The sequence below is a fragment of the Paenibacillus sp. J22R56 genome (assembly GCF_056269375.1).
This window is the reverse complement of the sequence record NZ_JBWDNV010000007.1, coordinates 284146-296945: the sequence shown is the minus strand read 5'-3', so window position 1 is coordinate 296945 and position 12800 is coordinate 284146. Positions and strand designations below refer to the sequence as shown.

The window sequence follows — 12800 nt, the reverse complement described above, 5'->3', positions numbered from 1 at the left end:
TAACGAAGCCAATAATCGTATTGTTGCACCAAAAGAAGAAGATTCATGCGATATAGCAAAAAAATCCGCATCTCAAGGATACGGATTTTTCGTAATGAGCTGTTGGATTACCGGCAAACAGGGAGAAGGATGGTATCCGAATTCACTGCGCAGCCTTACGATCTCAATTGGCTCGAAGTAAACCCGGACAGCAGAAGGGGGAATTCTATATTCAAAATGCCGGACTTCCTTCCAAGCGTCAAATAGCTGCTGATTCGTCAGGTTAACACCACTTGCTACGTTGTATATAAATTGTTTGCCGCTTAACGCAATATGAATGAGAGAGTCAACGACGTCTTGAATAAGCACATAATCCTTCTCGGAGTCTAGCGTTGACTGCAGGGTGACAGAGCCTTGTGCCATAATATCGTTCATAACGGAATAGATAAAGTTACTTGAGCGGAAATCATCTCCCACAACATTGGATAGGCGTGCTACACGTACATTGGCACGATTCGAGCATAAACAGACTGATTCACCTAGCAGCTTGGATAAGGCGTATATATCCTCGCGGTGATTGGAATTCACAGTCAGATTAGCTTCCTCGCTCGTTGATGCCGCATGCTGATACAATCGTGTCGTAGATAAATAGAGAAGGGACTCAAAGTCCGCGTGTTGAAGCAGCCGGCTAATATAACTGGTATGCGCTTCGACGACATCGTAAGGGCGGGAGCGGAAGTCAGCTGTAATCCCCGCACAATAGAAGAGATGACCTAAAGGCTGCGAGTAAACAGCCGAGTCTCCTTTTTCCGGACAATAGACCTCAAAACCCATCGAAAGCAGCTTGGCAGTCAAGTATGATCCAACAAATCCGTTTGCGCCTATAACAGTTGCTTTCCCTGTCATTTGCGGTTTCCTTTAAGCTGAAGCGGGTTACCTGCATAGATGCCGTAGGCTTCTAATGTACCGCGGACAAGTGAGCCAGCTCCAATAACCGCTCCTCGCTTAATATAAGTTCCATCTAAAATCACACAATTAGCTCCAATCCATACATCGTCCTCAATAATGATGCCGCCTTTGCTTGGCAGGAAGCCTTGCTCCCGAATGAGCCTGTCACGTTCCTGATACGCATGATTAACGGGGGCAAATGTGCAGTTTGCGGCAACACGTACATCATTGCCTATAGTAATGCCGTTTCCGGAGTAAAGGACAGATCCTGAATTGATATGGACATGCTCACCAAGCCGGATATCGCCGCTGCCACCTGCAAACTTCACTTTGACAAAAGCATCAATCATGGAATGGTCCCCAATGACAAGCTTGCTGCCGCGGACCGAGGTTTCGAGATCACAAAGCGGTGATAGTTGAGCTTTCTCAGAGATGTAGCGCATTTTCATCGCTCCAAGGCGCTAGGTGAGCATCCCGTTCACTTATGACGGGGTCCTTGTATTTCCACTGAATGTTAAAGGCAGGATCATCATAGCGGGCGCCGTTTTGTACTGTTGGATCATATATACCGGACATGTGGTAATAGAGAGTAGAATTCGGCTGTAACGTCTGAAAGCCATGCGCATAACCGGGAGGAATATAGAGCATAGAATGTTTGTCTCCGCTAAGCTGAAAGGCCTCCCATTGCTTATAGGTTTTCGAGCCTTTGCGGATATCGACGACCACATCGTACACGCTGCCTTGAATGCATTGAATCATCTTCGATTCGGTGAACGGGAGGTTCTGGAAATGCATGCCTCTTATTGTTCCCTTATGAACATTGTTCGAGATACTCCATTGCTGGAAGTTGTCCTCGAGACCACGTTCCTTGAACAAATTCCTACAGAATGCTCGGGCAAAAAAACCTCGATTATCCGTTAATTGCTCCGGTTCAATCAAATAAACACCTTCAAGCGAGGTTTCATGAAACAGCATAAAGTTCCCCCTCAATAGATTTCGAGCTTCGGAATACAAACGACCAGCTTGGCGCCCCATTCACGCGTATACAGCAGCTCCTGTTCGATCTCGTCTTTCAGATTCCATGGCAAAAGGATAATATAATCCGGCTTTGTCTCCTGTATCTTGGCAGGGGAGAAGATCGGGATACGGCTGCCAGGCAAAAATAACCCTTGCTTATAGGGGTTCTTATCCACGGTGTAGGTAATGTAGTCTGTTCCAACGCCTAAATAGTTGAGCAAGGTATTCCCTTTTGCTGGAGCGCCGTATGCGGCCACCTGCTTGTTTTCACGAGAAGCTTGGAATAGGAAGTTATAGACTGCTTCCTTGACTGCTTTAACTTGCTGCGGGAAGCGGGAATAAGTGCTCATATCTTGAAGACCATAAGCAGTCTCTTGGTGGAGAATCCGCTCTACATGAGGAGAGACAGCTAGAGCTGCATGCTCAGCATGCTTGGCAAAGATCCGAAGGGAGCCGCCATGTGTGGGCCATTCTTCTACGTCATAGACCGTTAAGCCATATCGACTAAATAGATGTGTAACACTCAGCAGTGACAGGTAGGAGAAATGTTCATGATAGATCGTATCGAATTGATTTTCTTTCATTAATCGGAGCAAATGCGGGAATTCCAAGGTGATCGTTCCGGCAGGAGATAAAAGTTCCTTTAATCCCGCAACAAAGTCCTGCAGCTCAGGAACATGAGCGAGCACGTTGTTGCCAATAATGAGATCGGCAGTACCCTTTTCCCCAACAAGCTGCTTGGCAAAAGCCAAAGAGAAAAATTCCGATACGGTTGGAACACCATTTGCTTCCGCTTGCTTCGCAACATTCTTCGCAGGCTCAATACCTAGAATCGGAATGGAGTGGGGGTTGAAATACTGCAATAAATAACCGTCGTTACTGGCAATTTCTACGACAAAGGAAGAGTGGTCAAGTGACAATCGCGGGATTATGGTATCGACATACTGCTTCGCATGGGCAAGCCAGCTGGAAGAATACGAGCTGAAGTAAGCATACTCTTCGAAAATATCCTGAGGTGATTCAAACTGTTCGAGCTGCACGAGCAAACATTGCTCACATACAAAAACACGCAGCGGATAATAGGCAGTGCCTAGATTCAATTGTTCAGGCCGTAGATAGCTATTGGATAAAGGAGAGGTGCGTAGATCAACAAACAGATGATGCAGCGAATGATGACAGGAGCGGCAGTTAGGCAAGAGGTTTCACCTCCAATTGCTCATATCTTCTAATTTGCTCGAATGTGTAGGCATGCATATCCTTTCCTTGATAGAAAGCGTGGTACCAATCTCTTGTCCATGTCAATGTATCGTCGAAGGTCAGCTTCGATTCCCAGCCAAGCAGCCGTTGAGCCTTCGTTGAATTAAGCAGCAGTGTATTCGTTTCATGGGGCTGTACACAGTCGTCATATTCAAAGGCAGGAAGGTTACCCCAATGCTGTGTTAGAAGAGCGGCTAATCGGCCGACTGATATCCCTTGATCAAGCGTTTGACCGAAATTCCATGCCCCGCTGTAAGAAGCATCCAGCCATAATTTTTCTGCGAGCTGAATGTAACCGTATATTGGCTCCAATACATGCTGCCAAGGGCGGATGGCGTGGGGGTTCCGCAGAATAGGAAGCCGACCTGCATTCATACTTCGAATAATGTCTGGAACGATTCGGTCTGTTGACCAATCGCCTCCTCCGATGACATTGCCTGCACGGGCGGTTGCAGCCCGTTTGCCAAGCGGCGTCAGGAAGGCATCCCTGTAACTATTCGTAATGATCTCCGAGCAAGCTTTGCTCGCACTGTAAGCATCATAGCCTCCTAGACGATCTTCTTCTACGTATCCTACGGCAGACTCCTTATTCTCGTATACCTTATCGGTTGTAATGTTGATAATGACCTTTGCAGCTGGCACTCTTCGAATACAATCCAGCAGGACAGCTGTGCCAAAAGTATTGGTATGGAATGTACTCAACGGATCACGATAGCTGTCACGTACTAATGCTTGTGCAGCTAGATGAAACACAATGTCTGGCTCTTGCTCCGTCAAAGCTTCTTGAAGGGCAATAGTGTTCGTAATATCGCCCTCAATTGACGTTATAGGAAGTGCTAAGCATTCGGACATATTGGGCGTAGTAGAAGCGGGGAGGGAGTAGCCCACCACATGAGCCCCTTGATGCATCAGCACCGCGCAAAGCCAGCTTCCTTTAAAGCCGGTATGACCCGTAACCAGTACCTTTTTCCCCGTCCAAAAAGAAACCATCATTTCCACACCTTCCAAGGAGCATTACCTTTATTCCAAAGCTCATTAAGCGAGTTCTTATCACGAAGGGTATCCATCGAGTGCCAGAAGCCGTGATGCTGATAGACGGATAACTCTCCAAATGAAGCTAGAGATTCCAAAGGGCCATGCTCCCAAACTGTATCATCGCTGCGGATCAAATCAATTGTTTTTGGCTCCAGGACAAAGAATCCGCCGTTAATCCAATTGTTATCGTTATGTGGTTTTTCTCGGAAGGAAACCGCTTTGTGGTCATTAATTTCCAAGATGCCATATCGCATGCCAGGATTAACAGCGGTAACGGTAGCTAGACTGCCATTCCTGCGATGCAGCTCAATAAGCTCACCAATATGGATATCTCCGACACCATCTCCATAGGTGAAACAGAAGGTGTCATCCCCGATATAGGGGGCCAGCCGTTTCAATCTGCCTCCGGTCATGACCTGATCACCGGTGTCAACTACGGTTATTTTCCAAGGCTCAGCTTTGGAGTTCATATAGGTAACCTGATTGTCGGACAGATCAAAGTGAACATCAGATTGGTGCAGATAATAGTTAAAAAAGTACTCTTTAATAACGTAAGATTTGTAACCGGCAGCGATGATGAAGTCATGGATGCCGTAATGCGAATAAATTTTCATGATATGCCAGATGATTGGTTTGCCTCCGATCTCGACCATCGGTTTCGGCTTGGAAATCGTTTCCTCCAATAAGCGGCTTCCTAGTCCGCCTGCTAAGATTACGGCTTTCACTTGCTTACCTCCCTATGGTGCGAATCGAACTGCTTTAACTAAGTAATGAAATGTCCTGATGGTGACAAGTAAGCATGGATCAATTCCTCTTGGTTGTAAGATTGAATGAAGTCCGGATAACCATGCTCGAATAAAATATAATCGAACCGTTCGTCTCGTAGCTGCTGATGAATATCAGCCATCGTCTTATAATACAAGGTCCGGTTGGAGATGGTTCGCAGGTCGGTCATATATTTCTCTTGATTCGTTAAGCTTGTTAATTGTACGTTGCTCGCACCGTTTTGCTTGAAGTAGGTCTTAAAAGCAAGGGGAGTGGCTCCAACGCAGCAGTTAATTGCAAGAAGGGAAACAGTTGGCTTAGGAGTCCAGCGGCTCTTGAGGGATTCTACAAGCTTCATGTTAGGCAGTCCCTCCGCCCAGGAATCGATGCCGTATTTACTATGGAAAATTTGCCTGCTGATCTGAAGAGAGTTATTTTGCCGTTGATCAATGCCCGTTGTCACTGAGCCGTGATGAAAAATAAACGTATCACCTGCATAGATGAGCTTATAGCCAGCCCGGCGGTATCGGTAGCTTATATCATCGTCTCCAAACTCACCGAAGTAGAAGCGGGAATCATAGCCCCCAATTTCACGCAGTCTTTCTGTTAGCGAAAAAAGAATAACCGGCATAAGCCGGATTCGTTCTTCCCATTTCGTAGAGTTTGAGACATTATAGGCCCTCGCTTGCTGCTGCATTTCCTCAAGAGTGTTGAAAGGTAGATTGATCTGTTGATAGTTGCTGACATAATTGGCCCCTGGCGAGACGAAGCCAATTTTGGGATCTGATTCGATGCAAGTCATCAGATTGTCAAGCCAATTGGCCGTCAAGATCATGTCATTACTAATTAGGGCAATATATTTGCCCCGCGCCGCATTCATGCCGACGTTAAATCCATTAACAGGTCCAACATTTTGAGGAATATGGATCGGTCTTGCATGTGGAATGGAATCAAAATAACTCCTGGTGTCATCGGAAGAGCCGTTGTTGACGAGGATCAGCTCATTACCGTCTAACGGTGTATGTAAGAGTAGGCTGTCGATACAACGTTTTGTAATTTCAACATGGTTATAAGCAAGGACAACGAAGCTGACAATAGGGTGCTCAGACAGGGGAATCACCTCTTTATATAGAGAATACCGATAGCTAAATTCTATTTTTTGGAATCAAAAAAAAGACCTTTGCAGGTCTTTAAAGGGAGGTTACTCCAGCTCATCTTCATACCAAGGATTCAGATGAATAAGCACTTCCTCCACATCGTTATGATTTGTAAGAATCGTTTGTTTAATTTTCCGGGATATATCATGACCTTCTTGAATCGTAAATTGCGCTGGGATCCCGACACGAACGTCAATGATCACATATTGGCCAAATTCTCTAGCGCGAATCCGGTCAATACGCTTCACCTCAGGGATCGAGAAGACAAGCCGTTCGTAATCATTCAGCTTTTCTGGGGAGACGGCTTTTTCCATCAATACATCAACCGCTTCTCTGCCCATGTCATAAGCCAGCTTCATAACAAAAAAGGCAACTACAATGCCGGCGGCAGCATCACCATAGCTCAGGAAGGGGATATCGTTGCGATCGCCGATGATCGCTGCACCAATGCCCACAACCGCTGCAATAGACGCATAGACGTCAGCGAGATGGTCATAAGCCGTTGCTTCAAGGCTTTTGCTGTTTGTTTCCTTGCCAACTTTTATGCAGTAGAGGTATAACCACAGTTTCCAGAAGAGCGAGATGACAGCTGCAATAAAGGCCACCATACTAGCTTCACCCGCGGTATGAAAGAAGGATTCAACCGAGTGGTAGGCGATAAATAAAGCAGCAAGCACCATAATGATCGCAACCAATGCAGAGCCGATCAGCTCACTTTTGCCATGACCGTACGGATGGTCTTCATCTGCAGGCTTCTGCGCAACTTTAGCTGAGCCGAGTGCTGCCATAGTAGCTATGACATCGCCAGCATTATGTACCCCGTCGGCAATCAGTACTTGGCTTTTGAAAGTCAGACCAACAATTAGCTTAATTCCCGTCAGAATCAAATTACTGAGTAAGCTGATCCATATTGCAAATATGTTAGAAGAAACTTTAATTTTTGAACCACTCACCCTATAATACCTCCGTCAATTAACAGGTTAAAAAGACAACGATCCTTATCATAAAGGATGAAGGGTGTGTGGGTCTAGAGAAACAGTGTTGCAACAGGTCAAGATTTTTAGGCTGAGCAAAATATGTAGGATTCGCCCATTTCATAGATTCGTATTAATCGTACAAGCAGATCGTGTCCGAGCACATACCCTGTGCCAATTCTTTAGATTAGAATCTATTCCAATTGGGGACCAGATTTCGACTGTAAGCACAGGTGATCAACTGTTAATCGATGCGATATGGGCCGGATTCTATGAAGGTAACGCCAGATTCATAAGTGCAGGATTGCCTGTTTATATCCCTCTGTCGATGATTCGTTTTATTGTACTTTAACCACCTTATTGTTAACGAATGCCACGTGGGCCGGATTTTACGAGGGGAATGCCAAGTTTATAGACACAAATGGTAATACGGTTTATCTTCCGGTATCGAAAATTCAATATATTAATCGTTAAAATAGAAACAAAAAAAGCCTTGATTGCTCAAGGCCTAATCTGTTATATGGAAAAACAGATCGTTATGAATGATTGCTTCAACCTAACCTTTTACCGCACCGGCCGTAAGACCACTGACGATATATTTTTGTCCCATCAAATAAAGAATAAGAACAGGAATCGACGTCATGACGAGGTCGGCAAAAATCAGGTTCCAATCACGGCTGTATTTGCCGTAGAAGTTGTAAATCGAAAGCGGCATGGTCCATGTCGAGCTGTCTGTAAGGAAATAGAGAGGGATCGTGATGTCGTTCCATACCGACATGAAAACCATGATTGCTACTGTTGCATTAACCGGTATGATAAGCGGTGTAATGATTCGGAAGAACACACCCATCAGGCTAGCGCCTTCCAGGAAAGCAACCTCATCAAGCACTCTTGGTACCGATTTAATAAAACCGCTGTATAAAAAGATACTAAATGCCGTATTTAAAGCTGCATAAATGAAAATGACACTCGTGATGCTGCCGTAGAAGCCCATCCATTGCACAACTTTGATCGTTGTGATCGTGGACATTGGAGCAATTAGTCCCATGAAGAAAAACAGGTACAGGTAGCTTGCAAGCTTGCTGTCGCGTCGTGCCAGTATAAAGGCGGCTGCGGAAGAAGTGATAATATTCAATATGGCGGATACCCCAGTAATGACGATACCGTTCAGAAAGGCGCGAGCAAGACCACCTTCCTTAAATACGGTTACATAGTTAGAGAACATCCATTTGTCCGGTAACCGAATTTGAAACTTAGAAACCTCAGCACTAGTCATAAACGAACCAAAAATCATAAGCAAAAGCGGAATGATGATACCTAAGCAAGCGATTAGCAGTAAAATTTCTACAAGGTAGTTGCGTAGTGATAATTTTCGAGAGAAGCTCATTATTCGGTAACCTCCTTACGACGCATGAAGACCAGCAATGGGATTGCAATCAAGCTGACAATGAGGAACAGCAGGGTATTGATTGCCGTGCCAAGGCCCCAGTTGCCTTCGCCAAACGCTCGAAGAATAATCGTGCCTATAACCTGTGAGGAGTTGCCCGGACCGCCGCTTGTCAAGACGAATACTTCGGAGAAAACTTTCAATCCCCCGATTAACGTAAGCATCAAGTTAATATTGATGGCTGGCAGCAGAAGCGGAACGGTAATGTTCGTAAAGCTTCTCCAAGCACCTGCACCGTCAATCGTTGCAGCTTCATAGTATTCCTTCGAGATGGATTGCAGGCCAGCCAGATAGATAGCCATTTGGAAGCCGGCGTGCTGCCAGATGGATACTAGAGCAACCGTCCAAATCACAATATGGGGGTCGGTCAGCCAAGCCTGGCTCAGGAAGTGAAGACCGATAGCGTCAAAAAACTTATTCACCATACCTTCTGTACGCAGCATAGGGGTAAAGACGATAGAGATTACCAATACGCTTAGAATGGATGGAGAGTAAAATATAGCACGAAGGAAATTGCGGGATTTAAGCCGCATATTTAAAGCGATGGCAAGCACAAGGCCAATCACATTTTTTCCGACAACAGTTGCTATTGCAAAAATAAACGTGTTTTTCAAGGCAAGAATTAAGGTGTCATCCGTGAAGATTTTGTTGAAGTTATCGAGGCCGATAAACTTGATGCCGATACGATCTAAACGCCAGTCGGTAAAGGAGTAATACAAGCCGATAATTGCCGGTAATACGAAGAAGACCGTATAGATAAGCAGCGCAGGCCATAAGAGGTAATAGCCGTACATACTCTTGGAGCGTGTCATCATTTCTCATCCCACCAAATTTGTTGATTTTTATGTTCTAGTTCTAGCTTTGCAATTGCATTCTTTAGAAGGAGCGGCCGCTGCAAAAGAACAGCAGCCGCAGGTAAGTCTTTAACTTGCTTTATTGTTGTTGCTGCTTAGAAGCCAGCTTCGCCTTTGTCTTTCATCAGCTCAGCAAACTTCTCATTCCAGGCTTGAAGTACTTTTTGGGACGATATGCTGCCTGTGAACTGGTCTTGAAGGCTTCTGTACAGCTCACTGCGGTCAACCAGCATGAAAGCGTCCATCGTCATAGCAACTTTTTTAGGTGTAATGTAGTTGTCCAAAATTTCTTGCTTGTAAGCAGGAAGCTCTGGCGTTGTTACGTCGCTGAAATTGGATACATAGCTTTGGTTATTCACAATTTCTTGCGCAACTTCTTTTGTTGCAATGAAGTCAAGGAATTTTTTAGCTTCTTCGATATGCTTCGCTTTTTTCGGAATAAACAGCTGGCCGCCAAGCGGGCTTGCGCCAAGATAAGCATCGCCGCTGTTGTCGGTAGGGTAAGCGAACAAGCCAAGGTTCATGTTAGCATCCTGTTGCTGAACCGATTCGATCAGCCAGTCACCCATGAACATCATCGCTACTTCCTTGTTCAGGAATTTACCTGCAGCCATGTCATAGCTGTCACTCAATACGTCAGTATTGGTGTAGCCTTTTTTATACAGATCATATTGCTGGTCAAGGATCGTTTGGAACGCTGGAATATCCGTCCATTTTTTCTTGTTTGCATTCAGATCATCAAAGAGTGTAGGCTCGTTTTTAGCCGCATATTCACCAAATGCTGCGCCCGGCATTACGTTAGCCGCCCAGTTATCTTTGAATGGCATAAAGATTGGCGTGTAGCCTGCTGCTTTAATTTTCTCGCAAGCCGCAAGGAACTCGTCATAGGTTTTTGGAACTTCAAGGCCAAGCTCTTTGAAGATATCTTTGTTATAGACAACCCCTTGCATACCCGTATCTTGGCTTACATGGAAGCTGTAAATATGGCCGTATGCGGACAGGACGTCTTTGTTCTGAAGACGGCTGACCCAAGGCTGGTCATCCAGAGTTTCAAAGTTGCGCTCGAGATTAAGGTCAGTTGTTGCGCTTGCCAGGTTGTATTGCAGAATGTCCGGCGTTTCGTTAACAGCCAGCTTTGTTTGGAGCACGGTTGATGTTTGTTCTGCTGGAAGCAGCTGTAAATTGACTTTGATATTCGTTTGTTTCTCGAATTCATCGAGCAGGTCTTGCTGTACAAATGCAGAGTCTTGCGAGCTTTTGGATAGAGCAAGCTCAATCGTTACTTTTTTGCCGCTTCCGGTGCTTCCGCTTTCTGAATTCGTGTTATTGCTTCCACATGCTGCTAGCGATAGAGCTAGTACTGCGCTTACTGCGCCTAATGATAGCTTACGTGTTGTTTGGTTCATGTTTTTCTCCCCTCATGGTGCCCTTTGTTGTATCTTCGATTGAATCCGTTTACAATCCAATTGTAGGATTTTTTCACCTGGAGGTACATGTTTCACCTTTACCATTGCTGTGTAAAATTCTGAACTAATATCGAATCGGAGGCTATCATTCTTGAAAGGCGTTAGCAAGAAAATCAGATTTATTCCCAGGCAGACCAGCCTTCAAACGAAAGTAGTTCTTATGTTTCTAATCTTGCTTTTGTTTGTAGTATGCTGTTTTTTGGCCTATGTCAATTGGCAGGTTATCAGGCCGCTCAAGGAAAACAATGAAAAAGAAAAGCAGCTCACGGCCGCTAAAATCAGCGGACAGCTGGACCAATATATTAAAAACCAGAATCAGCTGTCTCAGCGCGTTTTGTCTAACGAGCAAGTTACAGCAGCCTTATCTGGAGGTTATCATTCAGGGGATTCAGCAGAAGGTCTGACTCAGAGCCGAATTTTGAAAAGGATGATGTTTGAGGCTATCGGCCCCAGCGTAGATATACGAGATATGATCATCTACGATCTCGAAGGGCGGGCGCTTTCATCCTACATCGGTTATCCGACGAACCCGGTGAAGATCGAACCAGAGCTGAAGAGTGAAATGGATAATAACGACTATATTTTATATCAGCAGCCTAATGGCATAACGGCATTTGATAGAGCAATCATCAATCAGAATGGCCAGATTTTTGGCTATCTATCCATTCAACTGGATCAATCCGAGCTGCAGCTTCCAACGGAAGATGTTGCGGTTGGTGACGTTTATATCATGGACCAGGAGCATCAATTCATTGCCCGCTCACAAAATGCAGATAAGCCAAGTGATCTGGAGCTTCTTGAGGCAGATGCTGTGACCAGCGGCATGTATTTGGACGACCGTTCCAATTATGTCGCCTATAATCAATCGGCTAGCACCGGCTGGACAACCTATGTTGTAACTCCAAAGCACGCCGTGCTTGGACCGGTCAATTCTGTCCAATATTTATCAATTGCGTTTATATCCATACTGATGCTGTTTTCATTCGTGTATATTTATTTCAGTACCCGGAATCTGCTGCTGCCAATTCGGAAGCTGCGAGGCCAAATCTCACGCATTAACTATAGCAATCTGGATGTCAAAGTGGACAACCGTTCTCATAACAACGAGTTGATAGCTTTAAGTGATTCCTTCCAGGAGCTGTTAGGCCGTCTTCAGCAATCGATCGAAAACGAAAAGCTGGCGCTGCAGGAAGAAATGAAGGCGAGAAACTCGGCTCTTCAATCGCAAATCGCGCCGCATTTTATTCACAATGTGCTATATTTGATTAGCATTGCCGCCCAAGAGGGCAAAAACAATGCGGTTTCAGATATGTGCAAGCATCTGTCCGATTCCTTGCGTTATATTGTTACGTCTCCCTACCAGCACGTCTCATTGACGGAAGAACTGGAGCATATCCGTAACTATTTATCGCTTGTCCAACAAAATTATGAAAACGACCTGGAATGGGAAATTATCGCAGATGATGCAGCTGCAAACCTTATTCAGCTTCCAAGGCTGGTCATCCAGCCGTTCGTTGAAAATTGCATCGAGCATGCGTTTACGAATACCGATCCGCCGTGGCGCATAAAAATTCTGGTGAAGCTGTATAACGGGATTTGGGCGATCGAAATAAATGATAATGGTGAAGGTATTGAAGCTGGTAAGATTAATGAAATCATGAATAATATTTCGAATTCCGAAGCGAGGGAGCATGAGCTTCATATGCCGTCAAGCTTTGGAAATATGGGAATTGTGAATACGGTGAATCGACTCAAGCTGATGTATAAGAACCGACTATTTTTCAACCTGTACAATAACGCGGGGGAGGACAAGGGCTCAACCGTACAAATTATCGCCTCTCTCACGAAAGATTTTTACTAGGATTATGCTTACGAAGCAACAATTCTTTTTAGGAGGAGAA

12 protein-coding genes are annotated in these 12800 nt (G+C 45.1%); 1 reads left to right on the top strand and 11 read right to left on the bottom strand.

Going from position 1 to position 12800, the window contains the following annotated elements:
- Positions 1-72 precede the first annotated feature (72 nt).
- From AC0YNT_RS18485 to AC0YNT_RS18435, 11 genes are all read right to left on the bottom strand, one after another.
- Entirely contained in the window at positions 73-885 is an 813-nt protein-coding gene (locus tag AC0YNT_RS18485; protein ID WP_475805960.1) for an NAD-dependent epimerase/dehydratase family protein, read from the bottom strand.
- A complete protein-coding gene (locus AC0YNT_RS18480) occupies positions 882-1370 on the bottom strand; it encodes an acyltransferase (RefSeq protein ID WP_475805959.1) in 489 nt (162 codons plus the stop codon). Before AC0YNT_RS18480 ends, AC0YNT_RS18485 begins: the two co-directional genes overlap by 4 nt.
- Entirely contained in the window at positions 1354-1902 is a 549-nt protein-coding gene (rfbC, locus tag AC0YNT_RS18475; protein WP_475805958.1) for a dTDP-4-dehydrorhamnose 3,5-epimerase, read from the bottom strand. Before rfbC ends, AC0YNT_RS18480 begins: the two co-directional genes overlap by 17 nt.
- A gap of 11 nt (positions 1903-1913) precedes the next feature.
- A complete protein-coding gene (locus AC0YNT_RS18470; protein WP_475805957.1) occupies positions 1914-3140 on the bottom strand; it encodes a methyltransferase domain-containing protein in 1227 nt (408 codons plus the stop codon).
- Positions 3133-4194 carry a CDP-glucose 4,6-dehydratase gene (rfbG, locus tag AC0YNT_RS18465; protein ID WP_475805956.1) on the bottom strand — a complete coding sequence of 354 codons (1062 nt, stop codon included), beginning with the start codon at positions 4192-4194 and terminating at the stop codon, positions 3133-3135. The genes AC0YNT_RS18470 and rfbG overlap by 8 nt, the downstream gene beginning before the upstream one ends.
- A complete protein-coding gene (rfbF, locus tag AC0YNT_RS18460; protein ID WP_475805955.1) occupies positions 4191-4961 on the bottom strand; it encodes a glucose-1-phosphate cytidylyltransferase in 771 nt (256 codons plus the stop codon). The genes rfbG and rfbF overlap by 4 nt, the downstream gene beginning before the upstream one ends.
- Before the next feature lie 38 nt (positions 4962-4999).
- On the bottom strand, positions 5000-6121 hold the full coding sequence (locus AC0YNT_RS18455; RefSeq protein ID WP_475805954.1) for a glycosyltransferase: 1122 nt from the start codon (positions 6119-6121) through the stop codon (positions 5000-5002).
- Between the two features lie 81 nt (positions 6122-6202).
- Positions 6203-7111, bottom strand: coding sequence for a cation diffusion facilitator family transporter (locus AC0YNT_RS18450; RefSeq protein WP_475805953.1), 909 nt, complete (start codon positions 7109-7111; stop codon positions 6203-6205).
- A 577-nt stretch (positions 7112-7688) separates the two neighbouring features.
- Positions 7689-8519 carry a carbohydrate ABC transporter permease gene (locus tag AC0YNT_RS18445; protein WP_441894817.1) on the bottom strand — a complete coding sequence of 277 codons (831 nt, stop codon included), beginning with the start codon at positions 8517-8519 and terminating at the stop codon, positions 7689-7691.
- Positions 8519-9394, bottom strand: a complete 876-nt coding sequence (locus tag AC0YNT_RS18440) for a carbohydrate ABC transporter permease (RefSeq protein ID WP_415639889.1) — start codon at positions 9392-9394, stop codon at positions 8519-8521. Before AC0YNT_RS18440 ends, AC0YNT_RS18445 begins: the two co-directional genes overlap by 1 nt.
- Positions 9395-9528: 134 nt before the next feature.
- The gene (locus AC0YNT_RS18435) at positions 9529-10839 is read right to left on the bottom strand and encodes an ABC transporter substrate-binding protein (RefSeq protein ID WP_475805952.1); all 1311 of its coding nucleotides are present in this window, start codon (positions 10837-10839) and stop codon (positions 9529-9531) included.
- A gap of 151 nt (positions 10840-10990) precedes the next feature.
- Between AC0YNT_RS18435 and AC0YNT_RS18430 the strand changes: the two genes are divergently transcribed.
- Positions 10991-12760, top strand: coding sequence for a sensor histidine kinase (locus AC0YNT_RS18430; protein ID WP_475805951.1), 1770 nt, complete (start codon positions 10991-10993; stop codon positions 12758-12760).
- Positions 12761-12800: the final 40 nt, after the last annotated feature.